Below are 23,166 nucleotides of genomic sequence, written 5' to 3' on the forward strand. Positions count from 1 at the left end.
GACGCCGACGCACCATGCCGCCCGCCCCCCACGTCTCCAAGTTCGGCGGTACCTCCGTCGCCACGCCCGAGCGCATCCGCCGCGCCGTCGCGCTCGTCGCCGACGCACCCGACACGGGGCGCCCCGTCGTCGTCGTCTCCGCCCTCGGCGGCACGACGGACGACCTGCTGGCGGCGCTCGGCGCCGCGCTCGCGCGGTCCGGACACGCCGCGCTCGTGGCGACGGTCCGCCAGCGCCACCACGCCGCCGCCGACGTTCTCGCCACGCCCGCCGACCGCGCGGACCTCGGCCGCGCCCTCGACGCCCGGCTCGCGGAACTCACGGAGTTGCTCGACGGCGTGTCCCTCTTGCGCGAGGCGACGGACCGCACGCGCGACGCCGTGCTCGCGACCGGCGAGCGGCTCTCGGCCCCCCTCGTCGCCGCCGCCTTCCGCGCCGCCGGGCACCCTGCCGCCGCCCTCGACGCCGCCACGCTCATCCGCACCGACGGTCGGTTTGGTGCGGCCGCCGTCGACTTCGGCGCAACGCGGACCCTCACCTGCGACGCTGTCGACGCCTTGCCCGACGACGCCGTCGCCGTCGTCACCGGCTTCATCGGCTCGACGGAGGCTGGCGTCACGACGACGTTGGGCCGCTCCGGGTCGGACTACACGGCCACCATTCTGGCCGAGGCGCTCGACGCCGCCAGTTGCACCATCTGGACGGATGTGGCGGGCGTTTATACGGCCGATCCCCGACTCGTCCCCGAGGCGACGCCGCTCGCGCGGCTCAGCTACCGCGAGGCCGCCGAACTGGCGTACTTCGGCGCGAACGTGCTCCACCCCCGCACGATGCTGCCCGCCGAGCGCGCCGGCATCCCCTTGCTCATCAAGAGCACGCTCGACCCGGACGCCCCGGGGACCGTCATCTCGGCCGAGACCGACGCGCTCGACCTGCGCGTCAAGGCACTGTCAGCGGTCCGAGACCAAGCCGTGGTGACGGTTGAGGGCGGCGGCTTGCAGTCGGTCGTCGGCGTGAGCGCGCGGCTGTTCGCGGCGCTGTCGGACGCGGGCGTCAACGTGCGGATGATCAGCCAGGCGTCGAGCGAGCAGAGCGTCTGCGTGGTCGTCGACGGGGCCGATGCGGACGCTTCCGTCGCGGCGTTGCGCGAGGTGTTCGCCGCCGAGATCGCGCGCGGCGACGTGCGCGCCGTCGAGGCCATCGAGGACTGTGCGGTCGTCTCGGCCGTGGGCGAGGGGATGCGGCACCAGCCAGGGCTCGCGGGGCGCCTGTTCGCGACGCTGGGGCGCGCGGGCGTCAACGTGCTCGCGATCGCCCAGGGCGCGGCCGAAACGAACATCTCGCTCGTCGTCCGCCAGCCCGACGTGGGCGCAGCGCTCGGCGCGCTGCACGAGGCGTTCCCCCTCCGTCGCTCGCGCGTCCACGTCGTCGTGATCGGGACGGGCACGGTCGGGCGACGGCTCGTCGAGATGATGGCCGAGCACGCGCCGATGCTGCTGGAGCGCGACCGGATCCACCTGCGCTTGGTGGGGCTCGCGAACTCGCGCACGATGCGCTGGGACGCTGGCGGCCTGCCGCTCTCAAGCGCCCTCGACACCCTAGGCGGGGGCGAGCCCGCCGACCTCGACGCCCTCGACGAGAAGCTGCTGGCGGGCGGGCTGGAGCGCCGCATCGTCGTCGACGCGACGGCGTCAGAGGCCATCGCCCGGCGCTACGTGCGCTGGCTGGAGGGGGGCGTCGGCGTGGTCACGCCCAACAAAAAGGCCAACACGCTCGACCTCGACTACTACCGCCGACTTCGCGAGGCGGCCAGCCGGCGCGAGGTGAGCTACCACTACGAGACGACCGTCATGGCTGGGCTCCCGGTCGTGTTCACCGTCCGCGACCTGCTGCGCTCCGGCGACCGCATCGACGCCATCGAGGGCGTGTTCTCGGGCACGCTCGCGTTCCTGTTCAACAAGCTGGCGGAGGGCTCTGCGTTTTCCGAAGCGGTCCGGGAGGCGAAGGCGCTGGGGCTGACCGAGCCCGACCCGCGCGACGACCTGACAGGCGAGGACGTGGCCCGCAAGCTGCTCATCCTCGCGCGCGAGACCGGCCGCGAGGTTGAGCGGGCCGACCTGGCCGTCGAGTCGCTCGTCCCGGCATCCCTCGCGGACGTCTCGGTCGACGCCTTCATGGACGCGCTCGAAGGGCTCGACGCCGACTGGGCGGCGCGCGTGGCGGCCGCGAACGCGGAGGGCAAGCGGCTCGCCTACGTTGGCCAGATCACCGACGAGGGCCTGAGCGTCGGCGTCCGCGCCGTCGACACGGCGTCCCCGTTCGGCGGCTCGCGCGGGACCGACAACGTGATCCTGATCCAGTCGGCGCGCTACTACGACACGCCGCTCGTGGTGCAGGGCCCCGGCGCCGGGCCCGATGTGACGGCCGCCGGCCTGCTGGCGGACCTGGTGAAGGCGGCCGAACTGATGCCATGAGCGCGTTCACCGCCTTCGGCCCGGCCACCCTGTCCAACCTCGGCCCCGGCTTCGACGCGCTCGGGCTGTGCATCACCGGCCTGGGCGACCGGGTGACGGCGACGCGCACCGACGCGCCCGGCGTCACCGTCGACGCGCCGGGCCTGCCGACCGAGCCTGAGAAGAACACCGCCAGCCGGGCGGCGCTCTGGGTGCTCCGCGCGGCGGGCGCGAGCGGGGGGCTGGCGCTGGCCATCGACAAGGGGATCCCGCTCGGGTCCGGCGTCGGCGGGTCGTCGGCGAGCGCCGTCGCGGGGGCATGGGCGGCGAACCTCGCGCTCGGGCGGCCGCTCGAAAAAATCGACCTCGTCGGCGCCGTCCTCGCGGGCGAGGCGGCGGCGGGCGCCGCGCACGGCGACAACGTGCTCCCGGCCCTCTTTGGCGGGCTCGTCGTCGTCTCGCCGTCCGACCCCACCGACTACCACCGGATCGACCTCCCCGACGCGCCCCCGCTGGCGGTCGTCCTCCCCGACGTGACCGTGTTGACGCGCGCCGCGCGCGCCGCCCTGCCCGCCTCGGTGCCGCACGGCGACGCCTCCGCGCAAGCGGCCGAGCTGGCGTTCCTCCTCCGCGCCGTCCTCGCGGGCGACTGGGCCGAGGCCGGGCGCCGGATGATGCGCGATCGGCTGGCGGAGCCGTTCCGCGCCCCGCTCGTGCCGGTCTACGACACCGTCAAGCAGGCCGCCCTCGACGCGGGCGCCGCCGGGTGCGCCCTGTCCGGCTCGGGCCCCGCCCTCGTCGCCGTCTGCCCCGACAGCGACGCGGGCGCCGTACTCTCGGCGATGACGACCGCCAGCCGGAGCGCGGGCGTCGGCGCCCACGGCTGGCTGGCGACGGTCGACCCGGTCGGCGTGCGCGAGGGGGTCCGATGAGCGCACCGATGTACGTCAGCACACGCGGCGGCGGCGAGCCCGTCCCGTTCGAGACGGCGCTCCTCCGGGGCCTCGCGCCCGACGGCGGGCTCTACATCCCCACGGCCGTCCCCACGATGCCCGACGGCTGGGACGCGCCGGGCTCGTTCGCCGATCTCGCCGCCCGCGTCCTCGCCCCCTGGCTCCCCGAGGTGGACGGCCTCGGCGCACTCGTCGCCGATGCGCTCCCGTTCCCGATCCCGGTCGTCGATCTCGGGTGGAACGGGGTGTCCGTCGCCGAGCTGTTCCACGGCCCGACGCTGTCGTTCAAAGACGTCGGCGCGCGGACGATGGCGCGGTTGGTGGGCCGCGCCCAGCGCGAGCCGGTCACGATTCTGGTGGCGACCTCCGGCGACACGGGCAGCGCCGTCGCCGACGGGTTCGCAGGCCTGCCGGGCGTCCGCGTCGTGCTGATGTACCCCGACGGCGGCGTCAGCGACGTGCAGGCGCGCCAGCTCACGGCGCCCCGTCCGGGCGTCGTCGCGCTCGCCGTGCAGGGCACCTTCGACGACTGCCAGCGGCTGGCGAAGGAGGCGTTCGCGGCCGGGATCTCCGGTCTGTCGTCGGCCAACTCGATCAACGTCGGGCGGCTGTTGCCGCAGATGACGTACCACGCGCTCGCGGCGCGCGAGCGGCCGGGCGCCGTCGTGATCGTGCCGAGCGGGAATCTGGGCAACCTGATGGCGGGCGTCCTCGCGCGCACGATGGGCGCCCCGATCGACGGCTTCGTCGCCGCCCACAACGCGAACGACGGCTTCGCCCGCTTTCTGGCCGACGGCACCGCGCCCTCGGGCCCGTCGCGGCAGACGCTGTCGAACGCGATGGACGTGGGCGCGCCGAGCAATCTCGAGCGCCTGCGCGCGCTCGTCCCCGACCTCCCCGCACTCGTCCGCGCCGAGACCGTCACCGACGACGAAACGCTGGCGACGATGCGGGCGGTGCACGACGCGACGGGCTACGTCGCCGACCCGCACACGGCCGTCGGCCTCACCGCCGCGCGCCGCCTGCGCGAGCGCGGGGACACGCGCCCCGTCGTCGTGCTGGCGACGGCGCACCCGGCCAAGTTTCCCGAGGCCGTCGCCCGGGCGACGGGCGCCGCGCCCCCCGTCCCGCCCGCGCTCGACCTTCCCGCCGCAGACCCCGAGGCCGTCATCGCCCCGACGCTCGACGCGCTGGCAGAGTGGCTGTAGGGAGAGGCGGTGCCGACGGTTGGAGCGCCGGCAGCCCCTCCCGTTACCCCGCCATCCGCCTCAGCCGCCGCCGGACGCGCACGTAGCGCCCCACGCCGATCGCGCCGACGACGGCCGCCAGCGGGAGCGCGGCCGTGCCCATAATCACGCCCCACGCGTCGTCGACGAACTGCAAGAGAGCGAGGCCTCCCGCGAGCAGCGCGAGCGCGGTCCGGGCATACGCGAGCAGCGTCCGCTCATTCGCGAGCGCCGTCCGGTCGAGCGCGAGGGCCGTCCGTTGGGCGGCGAGGTCGTCGCGGAGGGTGGCGTCGGGGGGCATGGGCTCGGACGAGAGAGGGGGGCATCTTACGGCCCGACCCCGAGCCGCCATGCTGCCGTCCCGCCCTGACCTCGCCCCGCTCCCTGAGCCGCCGCCTGACGACCTGCGCGCCCGGTGGCGCGGCGCCCTCGGCCTCCTGGTCGGCGGGCTGGTGGGCGGGGCGGCCGGTATTCTGGGCGTGGGGTGGCTCGATGGCCTCGACGTATCCGCCCTCGGACTGGTACTCGCCGTCGTCGTCGGAATCCAGGGCGTGTTGGCGGCCCACGAACTGGGCCACGTCGTTGGCGGGAGGCTGGCGCGGTGGCGGTTCGTGCTGTTCGTCGCCGGCCCGCTGCGCGTCGAACGCAAGGGGGACCGGCTGCGGTGGGGCCTCAACACGAGCCTGGCGCTGGCCGGTGGGCTCGCGCTCAGCGTCCCGACGGACGTGCGCGACCTCGGGTGGGGCACGGCCGTGATGGTGGCCGGGGGGCCCGTCGCCAGCCTGCTGCTCGGCGCCGCCGGGCTGGCGCTCGGCGGGGCGTGGGCCATCGTGGGGCTGACCTCGTTCGGCATCGCCGCGGTGACGCTCTTCCCCGGCCGTACCGGCGGGTTTCTGACCGACGGCGCGCGGCTCCTCCGGCTGGCGAAGGGCGGACTCGTGGCCGACCGCGAGGCGGCCGTCCTCGCCGTGTTCGCCCAGTCCATCGCGGGCGTCCGGCCCCGCGACTGGGACCCGGACCTCATAGCGGGCTTCGACCTCGCAGACGGCGACCTCACCGAGGATGCCGCGCGGGCGCTGGAGGCGGCGCGGGCGTTCGATATGGGGGATGCCGACACGGCCCGGGACGCTCTCGTCCGCCGCATTGCGCTGTGGCCGACCGTCCCCGCGTCGATGCGGGGCGGGCTGGCGACGGATGCGGCGCTGTTCGAGGGGGCCGTCCGTGGCGATGGCGACCGTGCGCGGGCGTGGCTGGCCCACGTGCCGGCCAAGGCGATCCTTGCAGACCCGGCCGGCCTCGCACTCGCCGAGGCGGCCGCCGCCAGCGCGGAGGGAGACGCCGACTCGGTCCGCACGTACGCCGATGCGGTCCGGGAGGCAGCGGGGTCCGGGCTCGACGACGGCACCACGGCAGCACGCCTCGACTGGCTGGCGGGCCTGGAGGCCGCGGCCGGTGTCTAGGTCCCGGAGGGGGCGTCCGGGGCGATGCCGTCCGTCGCCGTCTGCGTGCGGATCGCCTCGGGCGACTGTCCGGTCACGTCGACGCGGACACGGTTGGCGTTGACCGCCACGCCGTCGAACCCGACGCCCTGGATGACGCCGTCGGCGATTGTGTAGCAGCCGTTCTCGGTCAGGTACGAGCCCGTCGTGCAGGTGCCCGTCGCATCGTCCGGGGGCGGGTAGCCGAGGCGTTGGAACGTGGCGTCGGTCCAGTCCTGGCCCGAGCCAGGCCCGCCGAAGGTCGACGGCTTCAGACTCCAGGCCTGCACATCGGCGGCGATCCGGACGCCGTCGACGACGAGGGAATCGAGGTTCGCCTGGGTCTTGTTCTCGGCGAACGCCTGAATGCCGACGACGACCGCCAAGCCGACGATGACGATGCCGAGGACGAGGAGGAGGAGCTGCTGCTGACCCATGTGAGCGGGAAATCGGTGGTGGGAGGGGACTCGGCCGGTGCATCACCACGGGCCAGATTCAGAGGCAGTGGATCCGTGCAAAGGGCGGACCAGATTCGGCCGCCGGTGAGGCCGAGGGCTCGGGAATTGGATGGGCGTCGCCCGCGACACCTTTGCGCACCATCCGGGGCCGGTGCTTGGCGGGCCCATCTGGCGGGTGCACCGGGCCGCGTTTCGTTTCGGCCGGTGGCCGCGTCCGATCTCACCAGACTCAGTACAACCCGACGGGGTCGACGTCGAGGTTGACGCGGTGGCCGCCGGGCACCGTCACGCGCGATTCCGCCGTCCGCACCATCGCCGCCAGCACCGACATCGGCAGCGTTGCGGGGCCCTGGAGCAGGATCTGGTAGCGCCACCACCGCTTGACGCGGCCGATGAGCGCCGGGATGGGCCCGAGCACACGGACGCCCGCGACTTTGCCCGCCTCGGCATCCAGCGCGTCGCCCCACCGCTGCGCGAGCACACGCGTCGTGTTCTCGTGGGGCCCCTTGATCTCCATGCCGACCAACCGTCCGTGCGGCGGGTAGCCGAGCGCGAGCCGCTCCGCCAGCTCGCCGAGCGCGAACCCGTGGAAGTCGTGCCGGAGCGCGAACGTGATCGCGGGGTGCTCGGGGTTGCGGGTCTGGAGGATCACCTCGCCCTGCAACTCGTGGCGCCCCGCTCGCCCAGCGACCTGCGCCAACAGCTGGAACGTCCGCTCGGCGGCGCGGAAGTCGGGCAAGAGCATTCCCGTGTCCGCCTCGACCACGCCGACGAGCGTAACGCGCGGGAAGTCCAAGCCCTTCGCGACCATCTGCGTGCCCAGGAGGAGGTCGGCGTCGCCCCGGCCGAAGGCGTCCAGGATCTTGCGGTGGGCGCCCTTGCGCGAGGTCGTGTCGAGGTCCATCCGCAGGACGCGAGCGGACGGGAAGACCTCGGCGATCTCCTCCTCGACGCGCTGCGTGCCCGCACCGAGTCGCCGCAGGTCGGGGCTGTGGCACTCCGGGCAGGCTTGGGGGGTGCGCTCGGCCCGGCCGCAGTAGTGGCAGCGCAGGTTGTGTGTCGGCTTGTGGACCGTCAGAGAGACGGCGCAGTCGCGGCACGTCGGCGTCCAGCCGCAGTCCTCACAGGTGAGCACAGGTGCGTAGCCGCGCCGGTTTTGCAGCAGGATGGTTTGCTCGCCTTTGTCCAGCCGGTCTTCGATGGCGAGGCGCAGGTCGTGCGAGAGCGCCCCTTTGAGGCGGCGCACCTTGCGCTCGCGCCCCAGGTCGACCACGCGGACGGGCGGGAGCGGAGCCGGCGCTCGCGTCGTCCCGTCGGGCCCGCGGACGGGCACGCGCTCGGGCATTTCCAGCCGCGTGTACTTGCCCGCGTTCGCGTTCGCGACCGACTCCATGGAGGGCGTCGCCGAGCCCAGCACGCACGCCGCGCCGGCCTGGTGGGCCCGCATCACGGCCACGTCGCGGGCGTGGTAGCGCGGCGCCGGGTCGAACTGCTTGTAGCTCGACTCGTGCTCCTCGTCCACGACGACCAGTCCGAGATCGGCGACGGGCGCGAAGATGGCCGAGCGCGGGCCGATGACGATGGGGTAGACGCCGTCGCGGATGCGGGTCCACGCGTCGAGCCGCTCGCCGGCGCTCATGCGGCTGTGGAGGACGGCCACGCGGTCGCCGAAGTGGGCGCGGAAGCGGCGGACGGTCTGGGGCGTGAGCGCGATCTCGGGGACGAGCACGATCGCGCTCCGGCCCTTTTCGAGGGCCGCACGGAGCGCGCGGAGGTAGACCTCGGTCTTGCCCGACCCGGTGACGCCGTGCAGCAGAAACGTCTCCGGCCGACCGACTTCGACGGCGTCGACGATCGCCGCGAGCGCGGTCTCCTGCGCCGGGTGGAGGTCGAGCGGCTCGGCGGGCGCGTCCGCCTCGATGTCCATCCCGTCCGCGCGGCGCTCCACCTCGGCCTCGAAGGTCTCGACGAGCCCCTTCGCCTCTAGGCTCTTGACGGTCGAGGACGTGGCGCCGGTCGCCGCGAGCACCTCCGCCTGCACGCGGTTGTCGCCGCCCGCGAGCGCGTCGAGCACGGCCCGCTGTCGCTCGCCGCGGACGGCCGCGCCGTGGGCGCCGTCCGCCAGCCGCAGGTGCCGCGCCGTCTTGACGCGGGCGCGAGCGTCCTGCACCTCGTCATCAATGCGGAGCACGCCGGCCGTCTCCATCCGGCGCAGCAGGTTCTGGGGGACCGTCTTGCGGCCGAGCACCTCGGCGAGGGCGGCGACGGGCAGGCCCGTTCCGTTTTGCTCCGCGAGCGCCCGCAAGATCTTGCGTCCGCGCGGCTCGTCGGTCCACGCGTCGGGCGGCGCGAGCGCGTACGCCGTCCGCCGGCTCTCGACCTCCGTCCCCGATGGCAGCGCGGCCTTAACGGCCTCGCCCCATGCGCACAGGTAGTACCGGGCGACCCAGCGCGTCAGCGCCAGCAGGGCGGGCGTCAGGGCGGGGCGGGCGTCGAGCACGTCGTGGAGCGGCTTGAGCCCGTCGTCAGCCCCCTCGACGCGCTCGGCGACGACGCCGGTGATCTGGCGCCGCCCGAACGGGATGAGCACCCGAGCCCCGGGCACGGCCTCGCCTTCCATCCCATCCGGCACGCGGTAGGTGTAGACCCCGTCGACGGACGTGATCGGGATGACGTGGGCGAGCGCGGGCATGGCCCGCAAGCTACCGGCGCCCGGCGGCGCCTTCGGTGTCACCGGGGCGGTCAGATGCGGTGGCCGTCGGCGTGGTCGGGCCGGGCCGCCTAGCGCGCGGGGTTGGCTTCTCCGTCGCCTTCGGCGGTCTCGGCGACGTACCGGCGGAGGGCGCCCGCCTCGCGGTCGGTGCGGACGACGCGGTCGTGGAAGCTGCGCTGCCAGACGTGAGCCCCCGACGTCGCACGCATTCGGTTGATGGCGGCGGTGACGGCGCCATTGCATCCCCGAGTGATGGCGCCGACCGTCCCCGAGGGGGATTCGAATCTCCGAGCGGATGGCCCTCCCGTAGGGGCATATCGCAATACGCCCCTACCCCGGTGGCCGTCGCCGTCTACGATCCCGAACAGCAGGTGCACGTGGTCCGGCATCACCACGAACGCGTCCAACACCACCGACGGGCGCGCCTCGGCGGTCCGCAGTCACTCGCCGTGCGCGATGTCGCCCGCCGCCGATCGGATCCTCTCCCCGCCGATCACCGCCCCGAGGAGCGGCGGGCGCCCCCACGTGCAGACGGTGACGAAGTAGAGCCCCCCGTCGTAGGCGTGGAACGGGAGGCGGACGGGACGGCCACGGCGCGTGGGCACGGTGGCGGAGGGCGGGTCTCTTCCCATAGACGCGCGAGTCGTCCAGATCTACCCTCCACGCCAGCCATCGAGGCAGAGGAACTCTACGTGCAGCGCCCGTCGTGCCACGCTTGCGGGCCGCGCCCCGGCTGGCACCGGATCTGCCGACCGGCGGCCACCAACTCCCACACGTCGCCGACCGGCGCGTACGTCAGCCGCAGGCGCTCGTGGCGGACGGAGTCGTCGCGAAGCATGGTCGCCGTCACCAGCGCCGTCGCCTCGACCGTCGACTCCGCCAGCATCTCGACCGACGTGTTGGCCGCGTCCATCCGTCGTGCCATCGCCTCCGCGGCGAGGCGCGGGGACGAGCCCGCGTTCGTCGTCGCCAGCAGGTCGTCGGCGGGGGCGAACGGGCCCAGATCGTCGCCCGCTGGCGGAGCCGCCCCGCGCCCGTCTGAAGACAATGGCGCCAGCGTCGCCACGAACGCGGCGCCGTCCTCGATGGAGACCGGGCGGCACCCGGCGTGCGTGTCGCTCAAGACGAGCGCCGACAGCCCGTCGAGGTCGATCACGTCGGACACGACCGTCTCGACGCCCCACACCTGCGCGCTCGTCGCGAGCGGATCGTCGGCGGCTTGATACACCGTCACCGAGCGGCCCAGCGCTGGGACGCGGACGCGCGTCGAGACGATCGGGAAGGGCGGCGCGCCGATCCCGTCGGTCGTGCCCGAGACCTCGAGGCAGGCGCCGTCGGCGCGGCGATAGCCCAGGATGTAGCTGGCGCCCGTCGCGTCGGCCCCGGCCTCGAAGCGGTCGAGCTCGAACGCGCCGGGGTCGGAAGGCACGATGACCGGGAGGCGGAGGTCGCGGAGCGCGTCGCGCTGGTCGGCCGTCAGCCCGTCGCGAGCGGGCGGGGCGGGGGCGTCGGCCGGGACGTAGACGGGCGGTGGGGCCGCGCAGGCGGCGATCCCCCACGGGAGGAGGAGGGCGAGGGCGACGAGCGGAGTCCGGGACATGGCGGCGGAGACAGGAGAGGGCCTACGGGTCGGCCGCCGGCCGGATCCGCCGGGTTACGCGCGGAGCGCCGTCGCGTCGCGGAATGCGCGGACGTTGGCGGCCACGTCCCCCCTGAAGACGGCGCTCCCGGCCACCAGCACATCGGCGCCCGCATCGGTCAGCGCGCGCGCGTTGTCGGGCGTCACGCCGCCGTCGATCTCGATCACGGGCCGCACCGCGAGCCCGGCCATCCACTGGCGGCACCGCGTCACCTTGTCGACGGAGCCCTCGATGAACGCCTGCCCGCCGAAGCCGGGGTTGACGGACATGATGAGGAGCAGGTCGATGTCGTCGGCGATCTCATCGAGTGTCCCGAGCGGCGTCGCGGGGTTGAGGGCGACGCCCGCGCGGCAGCCGAGCGCGTGGATGGCCTGCACGGTCCGGTGCAGGTGCGGGCACGCCTCCTGGTGGACCGTGATGATGGCCGCGCCCGCTTGGGCGAAGTCCTCGAGGTAGCGGTCCGGGTTCTCGATCATCAGGTGCACGTCGAGCGGTGCCTCGAACTCCTGCGCCAGCGCCCGCAGCCCGCGCATGACGGGCGCGCCGAACGAGATGTTGGGCACGAAGTGCCCGTCCATCACGTCGATGTGGAGCCAGTCGGCGCCCGCGTCGAGCGCTTCGCGGGCGTGGGCTTCGAGCCGGCCGAAGTCGGCGGCGAGGACGGAGGGGGCGAGGGTCACGGTCGTCGGGGCGGGGCACTCGAAGGTACCGAGTCGGCCCGCGTGGCCTGGAGACGGATCAGCCCGGCGACCGCACCCGCGACGCCGACGGCGACCGACTGGAAGAGCGGCACGCCGAGCGCCGCCGAGGCGCTCTTGGGACCGGGCGCGATCACGAACGCCAGCGCGTACAGCCCGACGGCGAAAAACACCGCCAGCACCAGCCCGCCGAGCACCACGGCCTCGGCGACGAGCACGCCCGACACCCACCGCGCCAGCGCCACAAACGCGACGTACGGCAGCAACGCGATCATCACGACGGCGGCGACGGACTGCCACGGCCGGTCGCCGGCGGTCGCGAACACGATGGCGACGGTCGCGACGACGGCGCCGGTCGCGACGAACCGGGTGAGCCGGGTGAGGTCTCTGGGGGCGGGCGTCTGCATCCCGCAAGCTACCGGCGCTGCCTGCGGAGCGGGGTCAGTCGGCGCGGACGGGAACGGGCTGCGGGGTGCGGCCGCACGCCGTGCAGCGGTACGCGCCGCGCAGCGTGTCGATGTGCCACGGGGTCGTGCGGACGCAGACGGCACAGGTGCCCCAGAACGAGGACTGACGGGCCGCGGAGGGGCCCGAGAACAGGGTCGGGAAGCGGAGGCGGAAGGACATGGAAGTGAATGGTGTTGGACGAGGGGAACGCCCCGATCCCGGCAATCGGGGTGCCGGGCACGGCCCGGAAGCGCTTGCGGAGCCGAGGATTCACGCCGCTCGCGCCAGGCCTCCACAGAGAGGGGCGAATGCGCGACGGCCCGCCCCGGCACAGGGGCGGAGGCGGGCCGAGACGGACGGCGCCGGTGGGCTACAACGCGCCGCTGGCGAGGATCGCAAGCGTGCCGAGCGCCGCGAGCGCAGTCCCGACGGCGACGCGGACGGGGGCGTGCTGCATAGGGGCGCCGACGAAGAGGGACTCGAACAGGGTGGAGGGGCGGACGGCCATGGGGTCGGGGGGTGTTGTGCAGGGTGAACGCCGCGTCGCGGCATGTCGACACCCCCGCACGTCCCCGGAAGCGCTTGCGTCGCGCACGCTTCACAACGAAGCGCTTCCGTCCTACAAGGCCGCTCACCGCCCCTCGGCGCCGCCTCCGCCGACGGCAACCCTCAAGTCGGGATGAGGCCCTGCTGGCGGGCGTACGCGAACACGCCGCCGGCCTCCAGGATGCCCGCCACGTCGCCGAGCGGCTGGAGCGCCCAGCTCTCGCCCGTCGTGAGGTTGGCAAAGGTGCCGGCTTTCGTGTCCAGCTCCACCTCGTCGCCCGTGCGGACGTGCGCGACCAGCGACTCGCGCGACTCGAACGGCGCCAAAAACCCGCCGTCGACTGCGTTGCGGTAGAAGATCCGGGCGTAGCTCTCGGCCACGACCGCCTCGATCCCCGCCTCGCGCAACGCGAACGGCGCGTGCTCGCGCGACGAGCCGCACCCGAAGTTGCCGCCGCCGACGATCACCGAATACGCGCTCCGGTGCTCGCCCTCGGCCACGAACGGGACGTTGCCGTCGGGCAGCCCGGCCCCTTCCGGCGGCACCGACGACAGCGCGTACGTCCCGTAGAGCTTGCGCTCCTCGGGGTCGGTCAGGCTGTAGACGAGGTGCTGCGCCGGGATGATCTGGTCCGTGTCGACGTGGTCGCCCAGGACGTAGGCGAGGCCGCGGATGAGGGAGTTCATAAGAGGGATGCGGGATGCAGAGGGATGGAGGCGTGCGGAGACCGGGCGTGAGGGCCGAGGCGGAGTCCCGCTTCCCTCCATCCCGGATCCTTCCCTATCCCTCCACCATCACGTCGCGGGGGTCGGTGATGACGCCGGACAGCGCCGAGGCGGCGGTCGTGAGCGCCGAGGCGAGGTAGACGGCCGACTGCTTGGAGCCCATCCGGCCGGGGTAGTTGCGGTTCGTCGTCGAGATGACGACCTCGGCCCCGTGCGTCCGCCCGAAGGTGTCGACGGGGCCGCCGAGGCAGGCCGCACAACTCGACAGGCCGATCTTGCAGCCCGACCGCTCAAAGATGTCGTGGAGGGTGTCGCCCTCGACGGTCTCGGTCCACAGCGCCTTGCGGACGTCGGTCGTGGCGGGCACGATGTACGTGTCGATTCGCACCTCCTGGCCCTTCAGAATCTTGGCCGCGGCGACGAAGTCCTCCAGCTTGCCGCCGGTGCAGCTCCCGATGTAGGCGCGGTCGAGCTTGGTCCCGGCGACCTCGGAGACGGGCGCCTTGTTGTCCGGCGCGTGCGGCTTGGCGACGACGGGCTCCATCGCGGCCACGTCGTAGACGCGCTCCGAATGGTAGCGGGCGTCGGGCGCCGAGTAGACCGGCGAGAAGTCGCGGTCGGTCCGGGCGCGCGTGTAGTCCATCGTCTTGGCGTCCGGCTGGATGATCCCGTTCTTGCCGCCGGCCTCGATGGCCATGTTGCACAGCGTCATCCGCTCCTCGACCGACAGGTCGTAGACGGCTTGGCCGTCGAACTCCATCGCCCGGTACGTCGCGCCGTCGGTCCCGATGTCGCCGATGACGGCCAGGATGAGGTCCTTGGCCATGAGGTACGGCGGGAGCTCGCCCTCGAACACGAACCGCATCGATTCGGGCACCTTGACCCAGATCTTGCCGGTCCCCATGATGAGCGCGGCGTCGGTGTTGCCGATGCCGGTCGAGAAGAGGCCGAAGGCACCGGACGTGCAGGTGTGGCTGTCGGTCCCGAAGAGCGTCGTGCCGGGCCGGTTGAAGCCCTCCTCGGCGAGGGCCATGTGGCAGACCCCCTTGTAGCGGTCGCCGCCGACGTCGTAGTAGTGCGGGAGGTCGTGCTGGGCCGCGAAGGCCCGCAGGATCTGGATGTTGCGGTGCGCGTGCTGGTCCGCCGTAAAGATGTAGTGGTCCGGGATGATGGCGAGCCCCTCGGGGTCCCAGACCTTGGCGTCCTCGCCGAACTCGCGCTTGAAGATCTCGATGGTCGGCGGCCCGCAGACGTCGTGCGTCATGAGCGTGTCGACGTCGATCCAGACGGTCTCGCCCGGGGCCACGCGGTCCCGCCCGGCGTGCTGGGCGAGGATGGCTTCGGTGATGGTCATGGGGTAGTGGGAGGGCCGGTGCGTTCCGGGAAAGGAGGGGCGCCGCGGCGCAACGAGAGGGTCAGGCGCTCGCCGAGGCGGGGACGGCGGGCTCGGAGGCACCGTCGCCGGAGCTGGCGGCCTTCGGCTTGAGCCAGCCCATCATGCCGCGGAGCTTCTTGCCGACCGTCTCGAGCGGGTGGGCTTCGGAGGCCGCGCGCATCGACGCCAGCTTCGTTCCGCCCTCCGCCTGGTCGGCGATGAACTCGCGCGCGAAGGCGCCGGACTGGATCTCGCCCAGGACCTTCTTCATCTCGCCCTTCACGGTGTCGGTGATGATGCGGTTGCCGATGGCGTGGCCGCCGTACTCGGCGGTGTCGCTGACGCTGTGGTTCATCCGCGCCAGCCCGCCCTCGTAGTACAGGTCGACGATGAGCTTGAGCTCGTGCAAGCACTCGAAGTAGGCCAGCTCCTCGGGGTAGCCCGCCTCGACGAGCGTCTCGAAGCCCGCCTTGATGAGCGCCTCCGAGCCGCCACACAGCACGGCCTGCTCGCCGAAGAGGTCGGTCTCGGTCTCGTCCTTGAACGTCGTCTCGATGACGCCCGCGTGCGTCCCGCCGATGGCGTCGGCGTAGCTAAGGGCGAGGTCGAGCGCGCCGCCCGTCGCGTCCTGGTGGATGGCGACCAGGCACGGCACGCCGCCGCCCTCGGTGTACACGCGGCGCACCAAGTGCCCCGGAGACTTCGGCGCCACCAAGAAGACATCAACGCCTTGGGGCGGCGCGACCTGGTCGTAGTGGACGCTGAACCCGTGGCCCACGGCGAGGGCCTTGCCCGGCGTGAGGTGCTCGCGGACTGATTCCTCGTACACCGATTTGTGGTGCTGATCCGGGACCAGCAGCATGATCACGTCGCCGCGCTGGGCCGCTTCGGCGGGCGAGACGACCTCGAGCCCGGCCTCCCGTGCCTCGTCGGCCGACGCCGAGCCGGCTCGGAGCCCGACGACGACGTCGACGCCGCTGTCGCGGAGGTTGAGCGAGTGGGCGTGGCCCTGGCTGCCGTAGCCGATCACGGCGACGGTCTTGGAGCGGATGACGGACGGGTCGGCTTGGTAGTGGACGGTCATGGAAAGCGTTGAAGGTGGAAGGTGTGATCGTGGAAGGTTGGTCGTCTGAGAGCTCGGTCACCCGCCCGGCCCACGTCCCTAGAGCGAGAGGTGCCGCTGGCGATGGAGGGTGAGGCGGCCGCTTCGAGCGACTTCGAGCAGGCCGTGCTCGCTGACGACCTCGATAAAGGCGTCGACCTCGGCCGAAAGGCCGGTGAGCTGGACCGTGACGGCCTCGCGGTCGGCGTGGACGACGGTGCCGCCGAGCCCGCGCGCCAGCTCAAGCACGCCCGAGCGGTCAGCCGCCGTGGCGGCCAGCTTGACCAAGCACAGCTCGCGCTCGACGACCGGGTCGCCCGGCGCGAACTCGTCGAGGGCGAGGACATCCAAGAGCTGGCGGACCAACCGGACGGCCTGACGGATCTGCCGCCGCGAGCCCGTCGTCACGACCGTCAGCCGCGAGACGGTGGGGTCGTCAGTCGGTCCGACGGAGACGCTGTCGAGGTTGAGGTTCCGCGCCGAGAACAGGTTGACGACGCGGTTGAGCGCGCCGGCGTGGTTCTCGATGAGGACCGACAGGACGTGGGCCTGGGGCGACTCCGGGGCGTCGGCCAGGACGGTCTCGCCGTCGGCCCGCTTGCGGAGCAGCTGCTGCGGCGTGAGCGCGCGGGAGCCGGGGTGGGTCATGGGTGAAGGGGGATGTGTGATGGGCAACGGCTCCGGGCGCGTCGGCGGCGACCCGTCTCCGTTTCCCACCGCCCATTACTCGCCGCTAAAGCGGCGCAGGATCATGTTGTCGGTCGCCGCGCCGGCCGGGACCATCGGGAAGACCATCTCGGCGTTGGGGACCACGAACTCCATCAGGACGGGCCGGTCGGTGACGGCCCAGGCCGCCTCGATGACCGCATCCGCCTCGTCGGGCGTCGAGGCCCGCATCCCGACGCAGCCGAAGGCCTCGGCCAGGGCGACGAAGTCGGGGTTCGTGTCCGAGGTGTCGGTCTCGCTGTAGCGCTCGCCGAAGAACAGCTCCTGCCACTGGCGCACCATCCCGAGCCGGGAGTTGTTGATGACGGCCAGCTTGATCGGCAGCCGGTGCTTGGCCGCGACACCGAGCTCCTGGCAGTTCATCAGGAAGCCGCCGTCGCCGTTGATGGAGACGACCGTGGCGTCCGTCCCGCGCAAGCCGAGCGCCGCGCCGATGGCGGCCGGGAAGCCGAAGCCCATCGTGCCGAGCCCGCCCGAGGTGATGTGGCTGCGCGTCCGGCCAAAGCCGAAGTGCTGGGCGGCCCACATCTGGTGCTGGCCCACGTCGGTGGTGAGCACGCCGGTCGGCCCGGCCTTCTGGCCGAGCTTGCGGATGGCGACCTGGGGCTGGAGCGGGCCGTCGCCGGTCTCGGCGGGCGCGTCCTCGCTCTCGGCCACCTGCTGGCGCCAGCCGTCGATCTGTGCGAGCCAGTCGGCGGTGTCCTTGGGCTCGAGGTGCGGCCGCATCTGCGCGATCACGTCCCGAACGTGCCCCAGGATGGCGCAGTCGGCAAAGACGTTTTTAGACACGCACGACGGGTCGATCTCGATGTGGATGACCTCGGCGTGCGGGGCCCACGCCTCCAGCTTGCCCGTCACGCGGTCGTCGAAGCGGGCGCCGACGGCGATCAGCAGGTCGCACGTCTGGACGGCCATGTTGGCCCAGTACGTCCCGTGCATGCCGAGCATCCCGAGCGCCAGCTCGTCGGTCTCGGGAAAGCTGCCGATCCCGTGGAGCGTGGTCGTGACCGGAATGCGGGCGTGGCGCGCCAGCTCGGTCAGCTCGTCGGTGGCGTCGCCCGAGATGACGCCTCCGCCGACGTAGAGGAGCGGACGCTGCGCTCGGGCGATCATGCCGACGGCCCGCTCGATCTTGGCCGGCTGGGGCGGGTGTTCGTAGTGGTAGCCGCGGAGCGCGACCGAGTCCGGGTACTCGAACGCGGCCTCCTCGACCAGAATGTCCTTCGGGAGGTCCACCACGACCGGCCCCGGCCGGCCGGTCCGCGCGATGTGGTAGGCCGCCTTGATGGTCGGCGCGAGGTCGGCCGCGGAGCGTACCTGGAAGCTGTGCTTTGAGACCGACCGTGTGACGCCCATCGTGTCGACTTCCTGAAACGCGTCGCCGCCGATCAGCGGGACCGACACCTGGCCCGTGAACACGACGATCGGGACCGAGTCCAGCATGGCGTCCGCGATGCCGGTGACGGTGTTCGTCGCGCCCGGTCCGCTGGTGACGAGGACGGTGCCCACCTTGCCGGTCGCCTTGGCGTAGCCCTCGGCGGCGTGCGTCCCGGCCTGCTCGTGGCGGACCAGGATGTGCCGGAACGAGGGCCGGAGCTGTGCCAGCGCGTCGTAGATCTTGATGATGGCCCCGCCGGGGTGGCCGAACACGAACTCGACGCCCTCGGCCTCGAGGCTCCGAACGAAGATGTCAGCGCCGGTCAGGACGGGGGCTTGGGCATCAGGCGCCGTGCCGGGCGTCGGCGCGGCGCGGTGGGCCGGCTTGGGGAGGGTCGCGGTGGACATGGCGGGCGGACGGCGGGCGTCCGCGGCTGGGTATGGAGGCGAGGCGGGAAACCAGTCCTCCCCCTGGACAGGGGGAGTTAGAGGGGGTAGACCATTCGGAGCGCCGAGGCGGCCCGTCTACCACCCCTGTCCCCTCCTGTCCAGGAGGGGGACTTTATCTGGGACGACGATGCGATTGTCATGGCGCGACCGGTTCGACCGCCACCGTCGCGCCGTCGCCCGAGACGGGCACGGCGGCCTCGGGCAGGCGCAAGACGGCCCCGTCGGAGGCGCTCGTCACGAAGTAGGCGTAGCGGCCGAGCCAGCCGCTCCGGATCTTGGGCACGAAGGCGGGCCGCGCCGCCAGGCGACGGGCGATCTCGGCGGGGTCGACCAGCAGATCCATCGTGCCTGCCAGCACGTCGATGCGGATGCGGTCGCCGGGCTCGACGGCGCCGATGGGGCCGCCCGACGCTGCCTCGGGCGAGGCGTGGCCAATCGCGAGCCCGCGCGTGGCGCCGGAGAACCGGCCGTCGGTGATCATCGCGACGGATGCGTCCAGGCCCATCCCGACGAGGGCAGACGTGGGGCCCAACATCTCCGGCATCCCGGGCCCGCCCTTCGGGCCCTCGGTCCGGATCACGACGACCTCGCCCTTTTGCACTTGGCCGCCCAGGATCCCGTCGATGGCCTCCTCCTGGGACTCGAAGATCCGCGCCGGCCCCTCGAACGTCAGCATCTCGTCCTTGACGGCGCCGCTCTTGACGATGGCGCCCTCGGGCGCCAGGTTGCCGAAGAGGACCGACAGCCCGCCGGTCTCGCGGAACGCATTCGTCGCGGGCCGGATGATCGCCGGGTTCTTGTTCTCGGCCGCGTCGATGGTGTCGCGCAGCGGGCCCGCGACCGTCGGGCGGTCGGGGTGCAGCGCGCCGACGGCGTCGAGCTCTTTGAGGAGCGCCGGGACGCCGCCAGCGGTCTCGACATCCTCCATGTGGACATCCGGCACCGACGGCGACACCTTGCACAGGTACGGCGTCCGCGCCGAGACGGCGGCGATGCGCCTTAGGTCGTACGGCACCTCGGCCTCGCGGGCCATCGCCAAGAGGTGGAGGACGGTGTTGGTCGAGCCGCCCATCGCCATGTCGAGCGCGAAGGCGTCGTCGAGCGCGTCGGCCGTGACGATGTCGCGGGGCTTCAAGTCCTCGGCGACGAGGTCCACGATGCGGCTCGCGGCGTCGCGCGCAAGCTGACGGCGGCGCGGGTCGGTGGCGAGGATCGAGCCGTTGTACGGCAGCGCCAGCCCGACGACCTCCATCAGGCAGTTCATCGAGTTGGCCGTGAACATGCCGGAGCACGAGCCGCAGGTCGGGCACGCGAGCTGCTCGATCTGCAACAGCTGGGCGTCGTCGATCTCGCCCGTCTGGTGGCGGCCGACGCTCTCGAAGACGGTCGACAGGTCGATGGCTTCGCCATTTGGAAGACGGCCCGCCGCCATCGGCCCGCCGCTCACGAACACGACCGGCAGGTTGATGCGCAAGGCGCCCATCAGCATCCCCGGCACGATCTTGTCGCAGTTGGGGATGCAGACGAGCCCGTCGAGGCAGTGCGCTTGGGCGACGGTCTCGACGCAGTCGGCGATGAGCTCGCGCGAGGGCAGCGAGTAGCGCATGCCGAGGTGGCCCATCGCGATCCCGTCGTCGACGCCGATCGTGTTGAACTCGAACGGGACGCCGCCGGCCGCGCGGACGGCGTGCTTGATCACCTTCCCGAACGACTGGAGGTGGACGTGCCCCGGGATCAGGTCGATGTACGAGTTGCAAACGCCGATAAACGGCTTGTCGAAGTCGTCGTCGGACGTGATCTGGCCGGTCGCGCGGAGCAGGCTCCGGTGCGGGGCTCTTTCGAATCCGGCCTTGACGGTGTCGCTTCTCATGGGAGGGTGCAGATGGCGGAGGGCGAACCGGGTGTCACCCTGAGCGAGTCGAAGGATCTCTGGTGCGACGGGCGCTCGGGCCGACGACGGGAGCGCTGGACGAAGGGGGTGCTCGCTAGAGATTCCCCGACTTCGGGCTTCGCCCTCCGCTCTGGATGGCAAGTGAGGCGGGCCATTGTCACGCGGCGTCGAACGACGCCATGATGCCCTCTCGGACGAAGTCGCCCTCGTCGTGGGCGTCGGCGTCCAAGCCGTTGAGGGCGGCGACGTAGGCCTCAGCGGAGGCCCGGAGGATGTCGGTGCCGGCCGCCTTGCCCTGAGCCATTGCGGGGCCGTCGGAGACGATGACGAGCGCCTCGCCCTGGGCGTCGGCGGCCTTCGTGAGGGCGCGGATGGAATAGCTCTCGAGCCGGTGCGGGCGGCCCGCGGCCCCGTCGATGGCGCGGTAGATGGCGTCGACGGGCCCGTCGCCCGAGGCGGTCTCGACGCGGAGCGCGCCGGTCTCGGCCTCGGCGAGCGTGACCTCGGCGCGGGGCTGCTCGTCGGTCCCGGTCGAGACGTGCAGGCTGGCGAGCGCGAACCCGCGGGTCGGCGCGGCGGCGGCGGCGTCGATGATCTGGCGGAGGTCGCCGTCGTAGACCTCGCGCTTCTGGTCGGCGAGCGTCACGAAGCGGGCGTAGACGGCTTCGCGGTCGGCGTCGGCGACGGTGAGCCCCAGGCGGTCGAGGCGGTCGAACAGGCCCGCGCGGCCGCTGTGGCGGCCCAGGCGGATGCCCTCGACGGCCGCGCCCACGTCCTCGGCGCGCATGATCTCGTACGTCTCGCGGTTCTTGAGCACGCCGTGCTGGTGGATCCCGGCCTCGTGGGCAAACGCGTTGGCGCCGACGACGGCCTTGTTGGGCGCGAGCGCGAACCCGGTCACGACCGAGACGAGTTGGCTGGCCTCGCCGAGCTTGGTCGCGTCGAGCCCGTGCGTCACGCCGTAGTGGTCGGCCCGGACGCGCAGCGCCATCGCGACCTCCTCGAGCGGCGCGTTGCCCGCTCGCTCGCCGATCCCGTTGATGGTGACCTCGACTTGCCGCGCCCCGGCCTCGACGCCCGCCAGCGTGTTGGCGACTGCGAGCCCCAGGTCGTCGTGGCAATGCGTCGACAGCGTGACGCCGCTCATGTCGCAGCAGTCGGCGACGGCGCGGAAGAGGGCGGCGTAGTCCGACGGCGTGCAGTAGCCGGTCGTGTCGGGGATGTTGATGGTCGTGGCCCCGGCCTCGACGGCGGCGGCGACGACGTCGCACAGGAAGGCGTGGTCGGTCCGGCCCGCGTCCTCGGCGCTGAACTCGACGTCGGGCGTGTGGGCCCGAGCCTGCTGGACGGCCTCGGTCGCCATCCGCAACACGCTCGCGCGGCGCTCAGCCATCGACGCCCCAAAGCGGGCCGCGCTGAACTTGGCGGCAATGTGGATGTCGCTCGTGGCGATAAAGGTGTGGAGCCGCGTGTTCGGGCCGGTGCCCAGGGCCTCGGCGGCGGCGCGCAGGTCGCCCTCGTGGGCGCGAGCCAGGGCACACACGACGGGGCCGGTGCCGCCCATCCGCTCCACGATCGCGCGGACGGCGTCGGCCTGCTGCGGCGACGAGACGGGGAAGCCAGCCTCGATCACGTCGACGCCGAGCGCGGCCAGGATCTCGGCGACGCGGAGCTTGGCCGCCAGCGTCATCGCGGCGCCGGGCGACTGCTCGCCGTCGCGCAGGGTGGTGTCGAACAGGACGATGCGGTCGGTGGGGGACGACATGACGGCTTAGGTGAGGGTGAGAGATGAGACGGCGTCGGCCACAGCGGCGCCGACGGTGGGGGTGGAGGCGGTGCCTCCGAGATCGGGGGTGAGCGGGCCGTCGGTGACGACGGCCTCGACGGCCGCGCGGACGGCGTCGGCGGCGGCGCCCTCGCCCAGGGCGTCGAGCAGCATGGCGGCGCTGAGGATGGCCGCGAGCGGGTTGGCGACGTTGCGGCCCGCCAAGTCGGGCGCGCTGCCGTGGACGGGCTCGAACAGGCCCGCGCGGCCCCCCAAGCTGGCGGACGGGAGCAGGCCGAGTGTGCCGGGCAGCGTCGCGGCCAAGTCCGAGAGCACGTCGCCAAACAGGTTGCCGGTCACGACGACGTCGAACCGGCGCGGGTCGCGGACGACCTCCATCGCGGCGTGGTCGACGTAGAGGTGCTCGAGGGCGACATCGGGGAACTCGTCGGCGCCGACGCGGGACACGACGTCGCGCCACAGCGCCGACGACGCGAGCACGTTGGCTTTGTCCACCGACGTCACGCGCCCGCTCCGTTTCTCGGCCCAGTCAAAGGCGACGCGGGCGATCCGCTCGACCTCAGCGACCGCGTACCGCATGGTGTCGTACGCCTCGGTCGCGGTTCGGTCGCGGGGGAGCCCGAAGTAGATCCCGCCCGTCAGTTCGCGGACGATCAGCAGGTCGGTCCCGGCCACGCGCTCCGGCCGCAGCGGCGAGCGTTCGGCGAGCGCATCGGAGACGACGACGGGCCGCAGGTTGGCGAAGGCGCCGAGGCGGGCGCGCAAGCGGAGTAGACCGCGCTCGGGCCGCGTCTCGGGGGGGACGGCGTCCCAGTCGGGGCCGCCGACGGCGCCCAGGAAGACCGCGTCGGCCAGGAGGCAGGCGTCGAGGGTGGCCCGGGGCAGCGGGTCGCCACACGCGTCGATCCCAGCGCCACCGACGGCGTGCTCGGTGGTCTCGAACGCAAAGCCGCTGACCTCGCCGGCGGCCTCGAGGACGCGGACGGCCTCGGCGCTCACTTCCGGGCCGATCCCGTCGCCCGGGAGCAGGGCGAGCGAGTAGGGGCGGGGGGGGCTGATCATCGGGGGAGCTCGGGGTGACCAACCCAGAGCGTGCGACGAATCAGCGGCCTCGAGTCGGT

At 72.8% G+C, this 23,166-nt stretch carries 22 protein-coding genes; 4 read left to right on the top strand and 18 right to left on the bottom strand.

The window, feature by feature from the left end:
* The first annotated feature begins 14 nt into the window (after nt 1-14).
* From thrA to thrC, 3 genes are read left to right on the top strand one after another with little or no spacing between them, the layout of a single operon-like run.
* Complete coding sequence (thrA, locus tag ACLII4_RS03765; RefSeq protein ID WP_412069560.1) at nt 15-2,474, top strand: bifunctional aspartate kinase/homoserine dehydrogenase I; 2,460 nt, start codon at nt 15-17, stop codon at nt 2,472-2,474.
* Complete coding sequence (locus ACLII4_RS03770; protein ID WP_412069561.1) at nt 2,471-3,385, top strand: homoserine kinase; 915 nt, start codon at nt 2,471-2,473, stop codon at nt 3,383-3,385. Before thrA ends, ACLII4_RS03770 begins: the two co-directional genes overlap by 4 nt.
* Complete coding sequence (thrC, locus tag ACLII4_RS03775; RefSeq protein ID WP_412069562.1) at nt 3,382-4,614, top strand: threonine synthase; 1,233 nt, start codon at nt 3,382-3,384, stop codon at nt 4,612-4,614. Before ACLII4_RS03770 ends, thrC begins: the two co-directional genes overlap by 4 nt.
* Nucleotides 4,615-4,657: 43 nt before the next feature.
* Here thrC and ACLII4_RS03780 read toward each other — a convergent pair whose 3' ends face one another.
* Nucleotides 4,658-4,933, bottom strand: coding sequence for a DUF202 domain-containing protein (locus ACLII4_RS03780; protein WP_412069563.1), 276 nt, complete (start codon nt 4,931-4,933; stop codon nt 4,658-4,660).
* A 49-nt stretch (nt 4,934-4,982) separates the two neighbouring features.
* Between ACLII4_RS03780 and ACLII4_RS03785 the strand changes: the two genes are divergently transcribed.
* Nucleotides 4,983-6,092 carry a hypothetical protein gene (locus ACLII4_RS03785; protein ID WP_412069564.1) on the top strand — a complete coding sequence of 370 codons (1,110 nt, stop codon included), beginning with the start codon at nt 4,983-4,985 and terminating at the stop codon, nt 6,090-6,092.
* Here ACLII4_RS03785 and ACLII4_RS03790 read toward each other — a convergent pair.
* From ACLII4_RS03790 to leuB, 17 genes are all read right to left on the bottom strand, one after another.
* Complete coding sequence (locus ACLII4_RS03790; protein ID WP_412069565.1) at nt 6,089-6,547, bottom strand: hypothetical protein; 459 nt, start codon at nt 6,545-6,547, stop codon at nt 6,089-6,091. The two genes, ACLII4_RS03785 and ACLII4_RS03790, sit on opposite strands and share 4 nt — an antisense overlap.
* Nucleotides 6,548-6,797: 250 nt before the next feature.
* Nucleotides 6,798-9,260, bottom strand: a complete 2,463-nt coding sequence (gene priA, locus ACLII4_RS03795; protein WP_412069566.1) for a primosomal protein N' — start codon at nt 9,258-9,260, stop codon at nt 6,798-6,800.
* A gap of 89 nt (nt 9,261-9,349) precedes the next feature.
* On the bottom strand, nt 9,350-9,490 hold the full coding sequence (locus tag ACLII4_RS03800; protein ID WP_412069567.1) for a hypothetical protein: 141 nt from the start codon (nt 9,488-9,490) through the stop codon (nt 9,350-9,352).
* 231 nt (nt 9,491-9,721) lie between these two features.
* On the bottom strand, nt 9,722-9,886 hold the full coding sequence (locus tag ACLII4_RS03805) for a hypothetical protein (RefSeq protein ID WP_412069568.1): 165 nt from the start codon (nt 9,884-9,886) through the stop codon (nt 9,722-9,724).
* Between the two features lie 83 nt (nt 9,887-9,969).
* A complete protein-coding gene (locus tag ACLII4_RS03810) occupies nt 9,970-10,881 on the bottom strand; it encodes a hypothetical protein (protein WP_412069569.1) in 912 nt (303 codons plus the stop codon).
* Nucleotides 10,882-10,935: 54 nt separating this feature from the next.
* Nucleotides 10,936-11,601 carry a ribulose-phosphate 3-epimerase gene (gene rpe, locus ACLII4_RS03815; protein WP_412069570.1) on the bottom strand — a complete coding sequence of 222 codons (666 nt, stop codon included), beginning with the start codon at nt 11,599-11,601 and terminating at the stop codon, nt 10,936-10,938.
* Nucleotides 11,598-12,026: a hypothetical protein gene (locus tag ACLII4_RS03820; protein ID WP_412069571.1), complete on the bottom strand. Its 429-nt coding sequence runs from the start codon at nt 12,024-12,026 to the stop codon at nt 11,598-11,600. Before ACLII4_RS03820 ends, rpe begins: the two co-directional genes overlap by 4 nt.
* A gap of 34 nt (nt 12,027-12,060) precedes the next feature.
* A complete protein-coding gene (locus ACLII4_RS03825; protein ID WP_412069572.1) occupies nt 12,061-12,246 on the bottom strand; it encodes a hypothetical protein in 186 nt (61 codons plus the stop codon).
* Between the two features lie 190 nt (nt 12,247-12,436).
* Entirely contained in the window at nt 12,437-12,574 is a 138-nt protein-coding gene (locus ACLII4_RS03830; RefSeq protein ID WP_412069573.1) for a hypothetical protein, read from the bottom strand.
* A 161-nt stretch (nt 12,575-12,735) separates the two neighbouring features.
* Nucleotides 12,736-13,299 (bottom strand): 3-isopropylmalate dehydratase, encoded by a 564-nt coding sequence (locus ACLII4_RS03835; RefSeq protein ID WP_412069574.1) that lies wholly within the window; start codon nt 13,297-13,299, stop codon nt 12,736-12,738.
* Between the two features lie 94 nt (nt 13,300-13,393).
* Entirely contained in the window at nt 13,394-14,692 is a 1,299-nt protein-coding gene (locus ACLII4_RS03840; RefSeq protein ID WP_412069575.1) for a 3-isopropylmalate dehydratase large subunit, read from the bottom strand.
* A gap of 61 nt (nt 14,693-14,753) precedes the next feature.
* Nucleotides 14,754-15,797 (bottom strand): ketol-acid reductoisomerase, encoded by a 1,044-nt coding sequence (ilvC, locus tag ACLII4_RS03845; protein ID WP_412069576.1) that lies wholly within the window; start codon nt 15,795-15,797, stop codon nt 14,754-14,756.
* Between the two features lie 78 nt (nt 15,798-15,875).
* Nucleotides 15,876-16,463 (bottom strand): acetolactate synthase small subunit, encoded by a 588-nt coding sequence (gene ilvN, locus ACLII4_RS03850; protein ID WP_412069577.1) that lies wholly within the window; start codon nt 16,461-16,463, stop codon nt 15,876-15,878.
* Nucleotides 16,464-16,538: 75 nt separating this feature from the next.
* Complete coding sequence (ilvB, locus tag ACLII4_RS03855; protein ID WP_412069578.1) at nt 16,539-18,326, bottom strand: biosynthetic-type acetolactate synthase large subunit; 1,788 nt, start codon at nt 18,324-18,326, stop codon at nt 16,539-16,541.
* A gap of 178 nt (nt 18,327-18,504) precedes the next feature.
* Complete coding sequence (ilvD, locus tag ACLII4_RS03860; RefSeq protein ID WP_412069579.1) at nt 18,505-20,238, bottom strand: dihydroxy-acid dehydratase; 1,734 nt, start codon at nt 20,236-20,238, stop codon at nt 18,505-18,507.
* A gap of 178 nt (nt 20,239-20,416) precedes the next feature.
* A complete protein-coding gene (locus ACLII4_RS03865) occupies nt 20,417-22,024 on the bottom strand; it encodes a 2-isopropylmalate synthase (protein WP_412069580.1) in 1,608 nt (535 codons plus the stop codon).
* A 6-nt stretch (nt 22,025-22,030) separates the two neighbouring features.
* Nucleotides 22,031-23,107 (bottom strand): 3-isopropylmalate dehydrogenase, encoded by a 1,077-nt coding sequence (gene leuB, locus ACLII4_RS03870; RefSeq protein WP_412069581.1) that lies wholly within the window; start codon nt 23,105-23,107, stop codon nt 22,031-22,033.
* Nucleotides 23,108-23,166: the final 59 nt, after the last annotated feature.

Origin of the sequence: Rubrivirga aquatilis, assembly GCF_046845665.1 — a bacterium.
In the GTDB taxonomy this organism is placed as follows: Bacteria; Bacteroidota; Rhodothermia; order Rhodothermales; family Rubricoccaceae; genus Rubrivirga.